This is a genomic window from Devosia elaeis (genome assembly GCF_001650025.1).
GTDB lineage: Bacteria > Pseudomonadota > Alphaproteobacteria > Rhizobiales > Devosiaceae > Devosia > Devosia elaeis.
Genome location: NZ_LVVY01000060.1, coordinates 20,386 through 34,431, shown reverse-complemented (window position 1 = coordinate 34,431; position 14,046 = coordinate 20,386). Strand labels below are relative to the sequence as shown.

16 protein-coding genes are annotated in these 14,046 nt (G+C 64.3%); 13 read left to right on the top strand and 3 right to left on the bottom strand.

Annotation, left to right across the window (positions count from 1 at the left end):
- Window positions 1-64: 64 nt before the first annotated feature.
- The 4 genes from A3840_RS02135 (at window position 65) to rlmN (ending at window position 2,232) form a co-directional block, all read left to right on the top strand.
- Window positions 65-571 (top strand): invasion associated locus B family protein, encoded by a 507-nt coding sequence (locus A3840_RS02135; RefSeq protein ID WP_067451145.1) that lies wholly within the window; start codon window positions 65-67, stop codon window positions 569-571.
- A gap of 3 nt (window positions 572-574) precedes the next feature.
- On the top strand, window positions 575-796 hold the full coding sequence (locus tag A3840_RS02130) for a hypothetical protein (RefSeq protein ID WP_067451142.1): 222 nt from the start codon (window positions 575-577) through the stop codon (window positions 794-796).
- Window positions 793-915: a hypothetical protein gene (locus A3840_RS20095; protein ID WP_281180529.1), complete on the top strand. Its 123-nt coding sequence runs from the start codon at window positions 793-795 to the stop codon at window positions 913-915. The genes A3840_RS02130 and A3840_RS20095 overlap by 4 nt, the downstream gene beginning before the upstream one ends.
- A gap of 108 nt (window positions 916-1,023) precedes the next feature.
- The gene (rlmN, locus tag A3840_RS02125) at window positions 1,024-2,232 is read left to right on the top strand and encodes a dual-specificity RNA methyltransferase RlmN (RefSeq protein ID WP_067451138.1); all 1,209 of its coding nucleotides are present in this window, start codon (window positions 1,024-1,026) and stop codon (window positions 2,230-2,232) included.
- 124 nt (window positions 2,233-2,356) lie between these two features.
- On the opposite strand, the gene A3840_RS02120 is transcribed toward rlmN, so the two are convergent.
- The 3 genes from A3840_RS02120 to A3840_RS02110 form a co-directional block, all read right to left on the bottom strand.
- A complete protein-coding gene (locus tag A3840_RS02120; RefSeq protein WP_067451135.1) occupies window positions 2,357-3,205 on the bottom strand; it encodes a 23S rRNA (adenine(2030)-N(6))-methyltransferase RlmJ in 849 nt (282 codons plus the stop codon).
- A 1-nt stretch (window position 3,206) separates the two neighbouring features.
- A complete protein-coding gene (locus A3840_RS02115; RefSeq protein ID WP_067451132.1) occupies window positions 3,207-3,854 on the bottom strand; it encodes a LysE family translocator in 648 nt (215 codons plus the stop codon).
- A gap of 309 nt (window positions 3,855-4,163) precedes the next feature.
- Window positions 4,164-4,628, bottom strand: a complete 465-nt coding sequence (locus A3840_RS02110) for an Lrp/AsnC family transcriptional regulator (RefSeq protein ID WP_067451209.1) — start codon at window positions 4,626-4,628, stop codon at window positions 4,164-4,166.
- 125 nt (window positions 4,629-4,753) lie between these two features.
- Between A3840_RS02110 and A3840_RS02105 the strand changes: the two genes are divergently transcribed.
- The 9 genes from A3840_RS02105 to A3840_RS02065 all read left to right on the top strand — a co-directional run bounded on the left by A3840_RS02105 (window position 4,754) and on the right by A3840_RS02065 (window position 13,994).
- On the top strand, window positions 4,754-5,980 hold the full coding sequence (locus A3840_RS02105; RefSeq protein WP_067451207.1) for an argininosuccinate synthase: 1,227 nt from the start codon (window positions 4,754-4,756) through the stop codon (window positions 5,978-5,980).
- A gap of 148 nt (window positions 5,981-6,128) precedes the next feature.
- Window positions 6,129-6,695 carry a phosphotransferase-like protein gene (locus A3840_RS02100; protein ID WP_067451129.1) on the top strand — a complete coding sequence of 189 codons (567 nt, stop codon included), beginning with the start codon at window positions 6,129-6,131 and terminating at the stop codon, window positions 6,693-6,695.
- An 81-nt stretch (window positions 6,696-6,776) separates the two neighbouring features.
- Window positions 6,777-8,900 carry a putative bifunctional diguanylate cyclase/phosphodiesterase gene (locus A3840_RS02095; RefSeq protein ID WP_067451126.1) on the top strand — a complete coding sequence of 708 codons (2,124 nt, stop codon included), beginning with the start codon at window positions 6,777-6,779 and terminating at the stop codon, window positions 8,898-8,900.
- A gap of 25 nt (window positions 8,901-8,925) precedes the next feature.
- Window positions 8,926-9,534 (top strand): sigma factor, encoded by a 609-nt coding sequence (locus tag A3840_RS02090; RefSeq protein ID WP_067451123.1) that lies wholly within the window; start codon window positions 8,926-8,928, stop codon window positions 9,532-9,534.
- Window positions 9,535-9,563: 29 nt separating this feature from the next.
- Window positions 9,564-9,947: a VOC family protein gene (locus A3840_RS02085; protein ID WP_067451120.1), complete on the top strand. Its 384-nt coding sequence runs from the start codon at window positions 9,564-9,566 to the stop codon at window positions 9,945-9,947.
- Window positions 9,948-10,500: 553 nt separating this feature from the next.
- Complete coding sequence (typA, locus tag A3840_RS02080; RefSeq protein WP_067451118.1) at window positions 10,501-12,315, top strand: translational GTPase TypA; 1,815 nt, start codon at window positions 10,501-10,503, stop codon at window positions 12,313-12,315.
- Window positions 12,316-12,455: 140 nt separating this feature from the next.
- Window positions 12,456-13,079 carry a DedA family protein gene (locus A3840_RS02075; RefSeq protein ID WP_067451115.1) on the top strand — a complete coding sequence of 208 codons (624 nt, stop codon included), beginning with the start codon at window positions 12,456-12,458 and terminating at the stop codon, window positions 13,077-13,079.
- A 311-nt stretch (window positions 13,080-13,390) separates the two neighbouring features.
- A complete protein-coding gene (locus A3840_RS02070) occupies window positions 13,391-13,693 on the top strand; it encodes a YggT family protein (protein ID WP_067451112.1) in 303 nt (100 codons plus the stop codon).
- A 10-nt stretch (window positions 13,694-13,703) separates the two neighbouring features.
- Window positions 13,704-13,994, top strand: a complete 291-nt coding sequence (locus A3840_RS02065; protein WP_067451109.1) for a DUF167 family protein — start codon at window positions 13,704-13,706, stop codon at window positions 13,992-13,994.
- Window positions 13,995-14,046 lie beyond the last annotated feature (52 nt).

The window sequence follows — 14,046 nt, the reverse complement described above, 5'->3', positions numbered from 1 at the left end:
CACCCTAACTGGGCGCCGGGCCTCTGGGTCCGCCGCCCTTTGCTTCTTGAGAGCAGTCCTGCTGATGATCCGAATTTCCGCCCTTGCCGCCGCTTTCGCCGTCGCCCTCGCCACGATCCTGCCGGTCCAGGCGCAATCGGCGCGGGTGCTGGGGGATTTTCGCGACTGGTCCAGCTATGCCGCCGATGACGGCACCGGCACGATCTGCTTCGCCATGACCCGGCCCAAGAGCAGCGAGCCGGCGGCAGAGGTCACCGGCGAGGCCTATGTCTATGTCACCAACCGCCCGGCAGAGGACGTGGTGACCGAATTCAACGTGGTAGCCGGCTATACTTTCCAGACCGGCTCCACCGCCAGCGTGGCGGTGGGCGGGCAGAGCTTCCCGCTCTTCACCCAGGGCGACGCCGCCTGGCTCGACGACAGCGCCCAGGCCGCCAATTTGGCCGCCGCCATCCGCGCCGGCTCGACCCTGGTAGTCACCGGCACCGCCGCCAATGGCAACCAGGTCACCCAATCCTATTCCCTCTCCGGCGCTACCGCCGCCCAGCAGGCCATCGGCGCCGAGTGCTGATGCATGAGCAAGCTGGTTCGCAATGAACAGCGCAAGCTCACCGCGAACTACATGAATGGCCTCGCCATGGCCTTTTTCGGCATCGGCGGCTTTGCCCCGCTGGTCGCCAGTGCCGTATCCGGCCCGGCCTCGCCTTTGATCCCGCTCCTGGTGTTCGGTTGTATTCTGGCGAGCGCGGGCCTACATTTACTGGCGAGAATTGCCCTGAAAGAGTTGGAAGAATGACCGATTTCGGATTTCTGCTCAGCTACGGGATCGTCTTCATCGGCGCGGCCGCGATAGCGGCCTTCGTCCTGACGCTGGACCGGTCGAAAAAGCCGGGCCATCCCGCTCCGGGCGAATAGCGGGCCTGCCCGCGATCAGCCCTTCGTGAGCGCGTCGCGCTTTGATAATTGGCTGCGCCTGTGCTATTGGCGCGCACTTCCCGCATTTGTGAGCCCGCGTGCCCGCCCATGAGCCTTGCGCTGAACCTTGACCATTCGAGTGCCGTCCGCCCCGCGATGGCCAGCCGGCCGTCGCTGATCGGCCTGTCCAAGGCCGGGCTTGCCGCGGCGCTGATCGAGCATGACGTGGTGCCCGAGCGGGAAGGGCGGATGCGGGCCAGCCAGCTCTGGAACTGGCTCTATGTCAACGGCGTCACCGATTTCGACCGCATGACCAATGTGGCCAAGCCGGTGCGCCAGAAGCTCGCCGAGGCCTTCAATCTCGACCGCCCGGAAATCGTCACCGAACAGGTCTCGGTCGATGGCACGCGCAAATGGCTGTTCCGCTTCCGCGATCCGCAGAACCCCAATATGCCGCCGGTCGAGGTGGAAACCGTCTATATCCCCGAAAGCGATCGCGGGACGCTTTGCGTCTCGTCCCAGGTCGGCTGCACGCTGACCTGCTCGTTCTGCCACACCGGCACGCAGAAGCTGGTGCGCAATCTCACGGCGGGGGAAATCCTGGGCCAGGTCCTGATGGCGCGCGAGCGCCTGGGCGATTTTCCCGGCGGTTCGCGCCCCGACGATGGCGGTCTCGTGCCCGGCGGGGAGACCCGCGCCATCACCAATATCGTGATGATGGGCATGGGCGAGCCGCTCTACAATTACGACAATGTCAAACAGGCCCTGCTCATTGCCTCGGCCGGCGACGGCATGTCGATTTCCAAGCGCCGCATCACGCTGTCCACGTCCGGCGTCGTGCCCTATATCGAGCCGACCGGTCGTGAGATCGACGTCATGCTGGCCATTTCGCTCCATGCGGTGCGCGACGACCTGCGCGACGTGCTGGTGCCGATCAACAAGAAATGGCCGCTCAAGGAATTGCTCGAAGCCTGCCGCAATTATCCGGGCCTCTCCAATGCCCGCCGCATCACCTTCGAATATGTGATGCTGGACGGGATCAATGACAGCGATGCGGAAGCGCGCGAGCTGGTGCGCCTCCTGGCCGGCATTCCGGCCAAGATCAACCTCATCCCGTTCAATCCCTGGCCCGGTTCGAACTACGGCACCTCGCCCTCGAGCCGCATCGAGCGCTTCGCCGACATCGTCAACAAGGCCGGCTATGCCAGCCCGGTGCGCACCCCCCGCGGCCGCGACATCTTCGCCGCCTGCGGGCAGCTCAAGAGCGAGAGCGAACGGCTGAGCAAAAAGGATCGGGACGCGCTCCTGGTGCTGTAGTGCCTCCGCTGATCCAGTAGACCTCACCCTGAGCTTGTCGAAGGGCGAGGGCGTGGCACTCAAATTTCAGCGTGCCCGACCTCGTGGTTCGACGGGCTCACCATGAGGTCTTTGGGGGAACGCGCTATTCCCCCGCCACCCAATCCACACTCCACCGTCCGCGCCCCTCAACACCAAGCAAGTCCGCCAAAACCGGCAGCACGTTGCGCATTTCCTGTTCCAGCACATAGGGCGGGTTGACCACGATCATGCCGGTGCCGTGCAGGCGCGGCGGGGTGGCGGGGCTGTCGATGGTCAGTTCGATCCGCAGGATTTTGGCAATGCCGCTGGCCTTGAGCGCCTTTACGTAGGCGTCGACTTCCCGCGGCTCCTTGATCGGATACCAATAGGCATAGGTGCCGCCGGGCCAGCGCTGATGGCCCTGCACCAGGCTCTTGGCCATGCGGGCGAATTCACCCTTTTCCTCGAAGGGCGGATCGACCAGGACCAGGCCGCGCCTTTCCTTGGGCGGCAGATGGGTGCCGAAAATCTTCCAGGCATCGAGCGCGGTGATGCGGGTCTGGACATCGCCGGCGAAATTTTCCCGCAGCGCCTCGGCATCGAGGGGATGGAGCTCGAAGCCCATCAGCCGGTCCTGCGCGCGCAGCATGTGCCGGGTAATGAAGGGCGAACCGGGATAATAGCGCAGCGCGCCATCGGGGTTCTGGGCCCGCACGGCATCGAGATAGGGCGCGAGCAGGGCGGCGATGTCGGGCGGCAATGTGGCCTGGATCAGCCGGCCGATCCCGTCCTGCCATTCGCCGGTGCGCTCGGCTTTGGTGCCGAAGAGATCATAGAGCCCGATGCCGGCATGGGTGTCGATCACCCGGAAGGCGGCATCCTTCTTCATCAGATAGGCGAGGATGCGCGTCAGAATGATGTGCTTGACCACGTCGGCGAAATTGCCGGCGTGAAAGGCGTGGCGGTAGTTCACTTTACTTGCGGCCTTCGGCGAGGAGGATGGTTGCGGCAAAGGCCATGAAGACGGCGGCAAAACTCCAGTTGAGCGCCTTGCCGACCCAGGCATTTTCCTTGAGCGTGCGCGTCAGCCATTCGGCGAAGAGCACGATGGCGATGACCACCGGGATCGAGACGATGACGAATTCCACGCCCAGGAAGATCAGCTTGGCCGCGGCGGCCGGATCGTCGGCCGAAACGAATTGCGGCAGGAAGGTCACGAAGAACAAGGCCACCTTGGGATTGGTAAGGTTGATGCCCAGGCCGGTGAGATAGGACTGGCCCCAGCTCGGCTGCCTGCCGGCGGCTTTCGTCACCAGGATGCCGCCACCATCGCGGATGGCCTGGATGGCCAGCCAGACCAGATAGAGCGCCCCGACGATCTTCAGCACCCAGAAGGCGGCCGGCGCGGTGACGATCAGCATCGAAATGCCGAAGGCTACCAGCATGGTATGCACCCCGATGCCGGTAATGGCGCCGAGCACGGTGGCGAAGCCATGGCTGCGCCCCCAATTCATGGTGCGCGACACGAACAAGGCCATATCCGGTCCCGGCGTCACCGCCAGCACGAAAGCGGCCAGGGCAAAGCCGAGGATGACGGGCAGGTCGGGCAGGAAAGCGGGCATGGCGGGGCTCGGTTGGGTGCGGGGCGCACAATTGCATCAAAGCGTGCCGGTGAACAGGTGGGGCGTGTTTGGGACCAGCGTTGGGCGTTGATTACCTCTCCCCTGAGGGGAGAGGTCGGCGCGTTCGCGCCGGGTGAGGGGTTCAGCGTCGTGGTCCTGCCGCGGGGCCTTCACCCCTCACCCCGCCCTCTCCCCTGAGGGGAGAGGGGGAGATGGAGCCGCCAAATCAATGCAGGGAAACCTCCAGGGCGAACACGCTCCCGTCAAGGGAGAGGTGCCGGCCGGTGGACATGACCGGATCGCGGCAGGTCAGACCGGCAATTCCAGGCTCGCCTTGATCGTTTCCATTGGCACGTCGGTCTTGACGCTCTGCACGCTGGGAATGCGCATCAGGTAATCGGACTGAAAGCGCCAATAGGCATGCAGATCCGTGGTGACGATGCGCAGCAGCGCGTCGCATTCCCCGGTGGTCAGGTAGCATTCGGCCACTTCGGGAAAATTGCGCACCGTCTCGGCGAATTGGTTAGTGGTTTCGGCGTGCTGGGTCTTGAACCAGATGCGGGTGAAGACCGTCAGCCCCAGGCCGATCCTGGGCCCGTTGAGCACGGCGACATAGCGGTCGATGACGCCCTTTTCCTCGAGCAGCTTCACCCGCCGCAGGCAGGGCGAGGGCGACAACCCCACCTCATTGGCCAGTTCCACGTTGGACATGCGGCCATTGCGCTGCAATGCTCGGAGAATGCGGCGGTCGATGGCGTCGAGTTTTTCTGACACGTTCTGCGTTCCATCTGCCAATCATTGGCAGCTTATGCCAATTTCTGCGCGGTTCTTGCGATAATTGCAAGTTTATTGCGCCCATGCTGAATTATCCTGTCACCATCGTTTTTCGGGACATAAAAATGGCGAATGACATCAAGAAGGTCGTGCTGGCCTATTCGGGCGGGCTCGACACCTCCATCATCCTCAAATGGCTCAAGGAAACCTATCAGTGCGAGGTGGTGACCTTCACCGCCGATCTGGGCCAGGGCGAGGAGCTGGAGCCGGCGCGCAAGAAGGCCGAGATGTTCGGCATCAAGGACATCTATATCGAGGATCTGCGCGAGGAATTCGTGTCGGACTTCGTCTTCCCGATGTTCCGCGCCAATGCCATGTATGAGGGGCTCTATCTGCTCGGCACCTCCATTGCCCGTCCGCTCATCGCCAAGCGCCTGGTGGAAATCGCCCATGAAACCGGAGCCGATGCCATTTCCCATGGCGCCACCGGCAAGGGCAATGACCAGGTGCGGTTCGAATTGACCGCCAATGCCCTCGATCCCTCGATCAAGGTCATCGCGCCCTGGCGTGAGTGGGATTTGCGCAGCCGCACCAAGCTGCTCGAATATGCCGAGCGGCACCAGATCCCCATCGCCAAGGACAAGCGCGGCGAGGCGCCCTTCTCGGTCGACGCCAATCTCCTGCACACCTCTTCGGAAGGCCGCGTGCTGGAAGACCCGGCAATGGAAGCGCCCGATTACGTGTTCCAGCGCACGACCGATCCGGAAAAGGCCCCCGATAGTCCCGAATATGTCAAGATCGGCTTCGAGAAGGGCGACGCGGTTTCGGTCAATGGCGTCCGTCTCTCGCCCGCCGCTTTGCTGGAAAAGCTCAACGAACTGGGCGGCAAGCATGGCGTGGGCCGGCTGGACCTGGTCGAAAACCGCTTCGTCGGCATGAAGTCGCGCGGCGTCTATGAAACGCCCGGCGGCACCGTGCTCTGGCATGCCCATCGCGGCATCGAATCGATCACGCTCGATCGCGGCGCGGCCCATCTCAAGGACGAGATCATGCCGAAATATGCCGAGCTCATCTATAACGGCTTCTGGTATTCGCCCGAGCGCGAAATGCTGCAGGCGCTGATCGACAAGAGCCAGGAATTCGTCGCCGGCGAAGTCACGGTCAAGCTCTACAAGGGCTCGGCCAATGTGGTGGCGCGCACCTCGCCCTATAGCCTCTATTCGGAAGACCTCGTCACCTTCGAGGAAGGCGCGGTGGCCTATGACCACAAGGACGCCGAAGGCTTCATCCGCCTCAACGGATTGCGCCTCAAGACCTGGGCGGCCCGCAACAAGAAGGCGCGCGGCGTCTGACCGGCCCCTGCGATGGCAGGGAATGAGGCCGGGCTTTACCCGGTGTCATCCCCGCGAAAGCGGGGACCTCCGTTTTGGTGAACAGGGGTTCCCGCTTTCGCGGGAATGATCCGGTGATGCGCCAAGGCCAAACAGATGGAGACGCCCCATGCCCGGCCGCATTCTCATTCTCAATGGCGCGCCGCGCTCCGGCAAGTCGACGCTGGCCCGGGCGGTGCAGGCCCATGTGCCGGGGCGCTGGATCAATTGGGGGGTCGATGCCTTCAATGGCACGCTGCCGCCGGCGCTGCTGCCGGGGATCGGATTGCGGCCCGGCGGCGAGCGGCCCGATCTCGAGCCGGAGGTGCGGCGGCTCTATACCGGCTTTTTCTCCGCCATGGCCGGCTTTGCCCGGCAGGGTTTCGACGTGGTCGCCGATCTGGGCATGCATTCGGTCTATGCCGCGCCCTTCGATCCGCTGGATGTGCTGCGCCAGGAGCTCAATGGACTGAACCCGATCCTGGTGGGGATCGATTGCCCCATCGAGATCATCATGGCCCGGCGCAATGCCGATCCGCGGGGCTATGTCGCCGGACCCGGCATTCCCGCGCCCGTCGCCCGCTGGCAGGAGGCGGTGCATGAAGGCAAGGATTATGCGCTCCGGCTCGATATGGGCAATCTCGCGCCCGAAGCTGGCGCGGCGCGCCTCGGCGGGATAATGCCGCAATCGATGTAGCTGGCGCTTAATCGGCCGTTAAGCGCGGCTTATTAGCCTTTGCGCCGGTCGGGGAAAGCTGCTGGGGAACAAGGGAACTCGATGCGCTCGGATGAAACCGGCAAGGTGGGCGAAGTTGCCGAGGCGCTGCTCCTGGATGCGGCGCTGGAAAGCATGCCCTATGGGTTCTGCGTCTGGTCGCCGCAATTCCGGCTGCTGATGTGGAACAAGCGTTACCGGGATTTCTACGGCTTTTCCGAAGATGCCATCCATCGCGGCATGACGCTGGAAGATATCGTGCACCTCTCGGCGCGGCTGGGCAATCATGCCGGGCAGAGCCCGGAAGCCTTTTATGAACATTATACCAGCGACCTCCTGGCCAATCGCCATGGGGCGCGCCACAAGAGCCAGGAAGTGGTCGCCGGCGGCCGCATCATCGAGACCGCCCATATCTATTCGGACAAGTTGGGCTGGGTGGTGACCCATGAGGACATCACCGACGAGATCGCGCGGCTGGAAAGCCAGCAGAAGCGCAAGCTGGAGCTGGAGCGGCAGAACATCCGCCTCGATGCGGCGGTCAACAATATTTCCATTGGCCTGTGCATGATGGATGCGCGGGGGCGGCTGGTCATCTGCAACGAGCCCTATGCGCGCATCTACAACCTGCCGGTGACGCTGCTGCGCCCCGGCACCCAGCTCGAGGACATTCTGGGGCATCTGTTCGACATGGGCATGTCGACCAGCGGCAGCAAGGACGAATATATTTCCTGGCGCCGCGACGTCATCGCCAAGCGTGAATATGGCAAGAATATCCACGAGCTCAATGGCCGCACCATATTGATGCAGCATCATCCGATGAAGGATGGCGGCTGGGTCTCCACCCATGAGGACATTACCGAGCAGCGCCAGGCCGAGGCGCGCATCCGGCACCTGGCGCGCCATGACGCGCTGACCGATCTGCCCAATCGCATCGAATTCCTCGAGCAGATGGCCCGCACCGAGGCGGGGCTGAAGCGCGGCGAGATGGCGGCGGTGCTCTATATCGACCTCGATCATTTCAAGGCCGTCAACGACACGCTGGGCCATGCGGTGGGCGACGAGGTGATCAAGCAGGCCGCGGTGCGGCTCTGGGGCACGACGCGGGAAACCGATCTGCTGGCACGGCTGGGCGGGGACGAATTCGCGCTGCTGCTGCGCCCGATCGAAGAGGTCGACCAGGCCGCCAGGGTGGCGGATCGCATCGTCAAGGCCATGCGCACGCCGATGAATATCGGCGGCCAGCAGATCGAGATCGGCGCCTCGGTGGGCATTGCCGTGGGGCCCGGCGACGGCACCTCCACCGATCAATTGGTCAAGAATGCCGACCTGGCGCTCTACAAGGCCAAGTCCGAAGGCCGCTCCACCTATCATTTCTTCGAAACCGGCATGGATGCCGAACTCCAGCAGCGCCGCTCCATCGAGGCGGGCCTGCGCCTGGCCATGCAGCGCAATGAATTGCGGCTCATGTACCAGCCCCTGCTGGGCCTGGGCGAAAACCGGGTGAGCTGCGTCGAGGCCCTGCTGCGCTGGGACCATGACGAGCGCACCATTTCGCCGGCCGAATTCGTGCCGGTGGCCGAGGATACCGGGCTGATCGTGCCGATCGGGGAATGGGTGCTGCACGAGGCCTGCCGGGCGGCCGCCGCCTGGCCCAGCGGGGTGCGCGTCGCCGTCAATCTCTCCCCGGTGCAGTTCCGGCAGAAGGACCTGGTGGGCCAGGTCAAGGCGGCCCTCAGCGAGGCGCGGCTGGAGCCGACCCGGCTGGAGCTGGAAATCACCGAAAGCCTGCTGCTCACCGACAGCGAGGCCACCATCGCCGCCCTCCATGATTTGCGCGCCATGGGCGTGCGCATCTGCATGGACGATTTCGGCACCGGCTATTCCTCGCTCTCCTATCTGCGCAGCTTCCCCTTCGACAAGATCAAGATCGACCGCTCCTTCATGGCCGATCTCACCACCCGCAATGACAGCCGCGCCATCATCAAGGCGGTGATCGGGCTGGGGCAATCGCTGGGCATGGTCACCACGGCCGAGGGCGTCGAGACCGAGGAACAATTGGCCATGGTGCGCGATTTCGGGGTATCGGAAGTGCAGGGCTTCCTGTTCTCCCCGCCGCTGCAGCCCTCGACCCTGGCCAATCTGCTGCATTCGGAAGCGGTCAAGACGCAGGCAAAAAAAGCATCATAGGCTTCGGCCAGCCGGAGGCCGGGACATGCGCAGCCATCTTCATTCCCAGCTTCTGGCCATCGCCCGGCGCGAAGGCGGCCGGCAGGGGGCCGAGGACCTGGTGCAGGAGGCCCTGCTCATCGCGGTCGAGGCCGGCCGCCACGATCTCGCCGATCCGGCCAATGCGGCCTGGCTGCGCGGCGTGGTGCGCAATCGCGCCCGCATGGCCCTGCGCGCCGCGCGGCGGCGGCTGGCGCGGGACAGCGCCTGGCACGATGCCCGCCAGACGCCTGCGCGGGAGCCGGAGCGGGAGCCTGCCGGTCCCGCCGAAATCCTGGCCGGCCTGCCGCCGGCGCTCAAGATTCTCGCCGCCCTGGTGCTGACCGGGCATAATCGGCGCGAAATCGCCTATCTGCTCGATCTGCCGGACAGCGCCCTGCGCCAGCGGGTCAGCGCGCTCAAGCGCATTCTCACCGCGCGGGGCCTGGCCGCGCCGGAGGAATTGAGCGGGCTCGGCCTCGACCTCGCCTATGGCCGCATCCGCGATGCGCTGCTGCCGGCGCTGCGGCGCCATGGCGGGATTTTCGCCAGTCACGATCCGGACGGACACCTTTTCATCGTGCGGCGCTCACAAAAACCGGAGCCGCGGCAATAGACAGACATAACCTTCAAGGAGAACACGCCATGAGCTTCAAGCCGAAAAGCGCCAGCATCGTCTTCTACGTATCCGACATCGCCCGCACCGAGGCCTTCTACAACGAAACGCTGGGCATGGACCTCGAGCGCATGGAGGGGGCCGAGCCCTTCTGGCTGCAGGGGCGCCTGGAAAGCGGGCTGGACCTGGTCTTCTTCCAGATGGAGGGCAAGAGAGGCGATACCCCGGCCCTGGTCTTCGACGTCACCGAAGGCGGCATCGACGATGTCGTCGCCGACCTGGTGGCCAAGGGCGTCACCATCGTCACCCCGGTCTCGGAGGCGCCCGGCGGCTGGAGCGCCGACTTTCTGGACCCCGATGGCTTTGGCCTGGGGCTCTGGCAGGCGGGGGAACTTCCGAGGTCGCTGAAATGACCTTTCGCAATTGGCACCCCCGCGAAGGCGGTCGCTCTAGGCGCTTCCCTGCCTTGATTTGACGGCTCCATCGCCTCCCTCCCCCTTGAGGGGAGGGAATGAGGGTGGGGGTTCAGGTCCATCAGCGATCCCCAAAACCATGTGAGCACGCTGCACCTTCAGAACCCCCACCCCGGCCCTCCCCTCAAGGGGGAGGGTGGAAAAGAGCCGAGCCTGCTGCGAGCCGAGCGCCCAAATAGACACTGCCGGTCAAGGGGGTGCCGCATCCAGTTTGGGGCAGCCTTATACACCGGCCCGGCACCCTCCCCCTTGCGGGGAGGGCTGGGGAGGGGGAATGGCTCATTCAAACCTCCCCCGCCCATCTGCATCCCCCCTTTGCAGATTGAAACCTTGTGAAATCGAGCCTCTTGCTATATGCAGCCCGCGACCCTGCCGGGCCTGTCCCCGATTTTCGGCCCCGGCACCATCATATCGCATGGTTTGTTCTGGCCAGCCCACCCGAGGATCCTCCCGTGGGGCGGTTTTGCGGATCGTGCCAACAAGGCGGACCCTCATGGCCCTGCGCAATATCGCCATCATCGCTCACGTCGACCATGGCAAGACCACGCTGATCGACGTGCTGCTCAAGCAATCCGGCTCCTTCCGGGAGAACGAGCGCGTCGAGGAACGCGCCATGGACAGCAATGATATCGAGCGCGAGCGCGGCATCACCATCCTGGCCAAGGTCACCTCGCTGATGTGGAAGGATACCCGCATCAATATCGTGGACACGCCCGGCCACGCCGATTTCGGCGGCGAGGTGGAGCGCATCCTCTCCATGGTCGACGGCGTGGTGATCCTGGTGGACGCGGCCGAAGGCCCGATGCCGCAGACCAAGTTCGTGCTGTCCAAGGCCCTGGCCAAGGGCCTGCGCCCCATCGTGGCGATCAACAAGATCGACAAGTCCGACGAACGGCACCTGGAAGTGCTGGACGAGGTCTTCGACCTGTTCGTCGCCCTCGATGCCAGCTCCGAACAGCTCGATTTCCCGGTGCTCTACGGTTCGGCCAAGCAGGGCTGGATGGCCGCCGATCCGGCCGGCCCCAAGGAATCGCTGGGCCCGCTGCTCGACAAGGTGGTCGAGCACGTGCCCGAGCCGGACGTGGAGGAAGGCGCCTTCCGCATGCTGGTCACCACCATCGAGCGCAATCCCTTCCTGGGCCGCATCCTCACCGGGCGCATCGCCGCCGGCACGGTCAAGGCCAATGACCCGATCCACACGCTGAACCGGGAAGGCAAGGAAGTCGAAAAGGGCCGCGTGTCCAAGGTCCTGGCGTTCCGCGGGCTCGAGCGCAGCCCCATCGAGATCGGCGAGGCCGGCGATATCGTCGCCATTGCCGGGCTCGAAACCTCCACCGTGGCCGATACGATCTGCTCGCCCTCCATCACCCAGCCGATCGCCGCGCGCCCCATCGATCCGCCGACTCTGTCGGTCACCTTCCGCATCAATGACGGCCCGCTGGCCGGCCGGGAAGGCGACAAGGTGCAGTCCCGCGTCATCCGCGACCGGCTGATGCGCGAGGCCGAGGGCAATGTGGCCATCCGCGTCACCCCCGGCACCGATGGCGACAGCTTCGACGTCGCCGGCCGTGGCGAATTGCAGCTGGCCGTCCTGATCGAGAACATGCGCCGCGAAGGGTTCGAGCTGACCATCGGCCGCCCCAAAGTGCTGTTCAAGGAAGAAGACGGCCAGACCCTGGAGCCGGTCGAGGAAGTCATCATCGACGTCGATGACGAATTTACCGGCACGGTCGTGCAGAAGCTCACCGAGCGCAAGGGCGAATTGACCGATATGCGTCCCTCGGGCGTCGGCCGCACCCGCATCAAGCTGGTCGTGCCCACCCGCGCGCTGATCGGCTACCAGCCCGAATTGCTCTCGGACACCCGCGGCACGGCGATCTTCAACCGCCTGTTCCATTCCTTCGTGCCCTATAAGGGCGATCTGCCGGGGCGGCGCACGGGCGTCCTCATCTCCAACGGCACCGGCCAATCGGTCGCCTATGCCTTGTGGAACCTCGAGGATCGCGGCCCGATGATGATCGATGCCGGCGTCGACGTCTATGAAGGCATGATCATCGGCGAGCATTCCCGGGAAAACGACCTGGAAGTCAACGTGCTCAAGGGCAAGCAGCTCACCAATATCCGCACCACGTCCAAGGACGAGGCGGTGCGCCTGACCACGCCCAAGAAGCTCACCCTCGAGCAATCGCTCGGCTATATCGCCGAGGACGAATATGTCGAGGTGACGCCCAAATCGATCCGGTTGCGCAAGATCTGGCTCGATCCGAACGATCGCAAGCGCATGAGCCGCGCCGCCAAGACGGCCTGATTGTCGCACACACACAGATGTCATCCCGGCGAAGGCCGGGATCCATCTTGAGATAACTCAACGTTCACCGAACCTGCGTAGACCCCCAGGATGGACCCCGGCCTTCGCCGGGGTGACATTGTGTTCGAGGAGTTTCTTGCATGACCGACTGGATCATCCAGACCATAACCGAAATGGGCTATGTCGGGATTTTCCTCGTCATGCTGGCCGAGAGCCTCTTTCCCCCGATACCGTCCGAACTCATCATCCCCTTTGCCGGCTTCGCGGCGGCCAATGGCGATCTCAACCTGGTGGGCGTGCTGGTCACGGCGACCTTGGGCGCGGTCGTGGGCATGCTGCCCTGGTATTTCGCAGGCCGCCTTTTCGGCCTGGCCCGGGTGCGCTGGCTGGCCGATCGCTTCGGGCGCTTCATGGCGATGAATTCGGACGAGATCGACGTCGCCGTCAGCTGGTTCAAGCGCTATGGCCCGATCATCGTGCTGTTCGGGCGCCTGGTGCCGCTGATCCGCACGCTGATCTCCATCCCGGCCGGGCTCTCGCGCATGCCGCTGCCGCTGTTCCTGCTGGCCTCGACGCTGGGCGCGCTGATCTGGAACACCTTCCTCACCATGGCCGGCTTCCTCCTGCACGAGCATTACCACGTCATCGAAGTGGTGCTCGATCCGCTGAGCTATGTGGTGCTGGCCCTGGTGGTGCTGATCTACCTCTTCCGCGTTGTCACCTGGAAGCCCAGCCGCCCCACCGGGGACAAGCCGGCCGAATAGGGCCATTGTCGCAAATTGCGGAATGTCTTGCATTTTGCGAGGCGGTCCCGTGAGGCAAAATGCGAAATTTTACAAGGCGTTAATCTCTGGTCCCGGTTTTCCGGGTGACCCGGAACTGGCACGCTTCGTGCAATGAGGGTGCTGTCCGGATGAAGTGTGCTGCGTACCGGACAAGTCAGTCATTTGGGGTCCTGCATCGCATATCCGGTGTGGGACCCCGAAGCTTTCCGGTCCCGGGCGCGGGAGCGGCGCACTTGCCGCATCGGCCCGCACCCACTAGATAATGCGCCGACCTTTCTCCGGAGACGCCCATGCGCGCCGTGCTCGACATCGTCCTCATCCTGCTGCAGCTCTATTGGTGGGTCCTGCTCATCATGATCATCATGAGCTGGCTGATTTCGTTCAACGTCATCAATACGCGCAATCAGTTCGTCGCCGCCGTGTGGCGGGTGCTCAACCAATTGACCGAGCCGGTCCTGGGGCCGATCCGGCGCTTCATGCCCAATTTCTCCGGGCTGGACCTGTCGCCGCTGGTGGCTTTCCTCCTGATCTTCTTCATCCAGTCGATCATCGGCTATTACATCTATCCGGCAATTGTCCGCGCCGGAATCTAGCTTCTTCCGGGTGCAAGCGAGCGGGCTCATCCTGCATGTCCGCGTCACGCCCAATGCCGGTCGCGACGCCATAATGGGCGTCGAAAGCCGCGACGACGGCACCAGCGTGCTGCGCGTCCGCGTCGCCGCCGTGCCCGACAAGGGCAAGGCCAATGCGGCCCTGATGGCGCTGCTCGCCAGGGCGCTCGACGTGCCGAAATCCAGTCTTTCCCTGGTCAGCGGCGAAACCGGCCGCATCAAGGCGCTGGCCGTGAAGGGGGATGCGGACCTGCTGGCGGCGCGGGCGCGCGCCCTGGCCTAGGGCCGTCCCGCCGCGCCGGCGGCGCGACAAAATAGCGCAATCTCCATTGCTT

Excerpts from the sequence above, each read along its gene's own strand:
- A3840_RS02135 (WP_067451145.1), top strand. The coding sequence starts at position 65 with ATGATCCGAATTTCCGCCCTTGCCGCCGCTTTCGCCGTCGCCCTCGCC.
- A3840_RS02130 (WP_067451142.1), top strand. The coding sequence starts at position 575 with ATGAGCAAGCTGGTTCGCAATGAACAGCGCAAGCTCACCGCGAACTAC.
- A3840_RS20095 (WP_281180529.1), top strand. The coding sequence starts at position 793 with ATGACCGATTTCGGATTTCTGCTCAGCTACGGGATCGTCTTCATCGGC.
- rlmN (WP_067451138.1), top strand. The coding sequence starts at position 1,024 with ATGAGCCTTGCGCTGAACCTTGACCATTCGAGTGCCGTCCGCCCCGCG.
- A3840_RS02115 (WP_067451132.1), bottom strand. The coding sequence starts at position 3,854 with ATGCCCGCTTTCCTGCCCGACCTGCCCGTCATCCTCGGCTTTGCCCTG.
- A3840_RS02105 (WP_067451207.1), top strand. The coding sequence starts at position 4,754 with ATGGCGAATGACATCAAGAAGGTCGTGCTGGCCTATTCGGGCGGGCTC.
- A3840_RS02100 (WP_067451129.1), top strand. The coding sequence starts at position 6,129 with ATGCCCGGCCGCATTCTCATTCTCAATGGCGCGCCGCGCTCCGGCAAG.
- A3840_RS02095 (WP_067451126.1), top strand. The coding sequence starts at position 6,777 with ATGCGCTCGGATGAAACCGGCAAGGTGGGCGAAGTTGCCGAGGCGCTG.
- A3840_RS02090 (WP_067451123.1), top strand. The coding sequence starts at position 8,926 with ATGCGCAGCCATCTTCATTCCCAGCTTCTGGCCATCGCCCGGCGCGAA.
- A3840_RS02085 (WP_067451120.1), top strand. The coding sequence starts at position 9,564 with ATGAGCTTCAAGCCGAAAAGCGCCAGCATCGTCTTCTACGTATCCGAC.
- typA (WP_067451118.1), top strand. The coding sequence starts at position 10,501 with ATGGCCCTGCGCAATATCGCCATCATCGCTCACGTCGACCATGGCAAG.
- A3840_RS02075 (WP_067451115.1), top strand. The coding sequence starts at position 12,456 with ATGACCGACTGGATCATCCAGACCATAACCGAAATGGGCTATGTCGGG.
- A3840_RS02070 (WP_067451112.1), top strand. The coding sequence starts at position 13,391 with ATGCGCGCCGTGCTCGACATCGTCCTCATCCTGCTGCAGCTCTATTGG.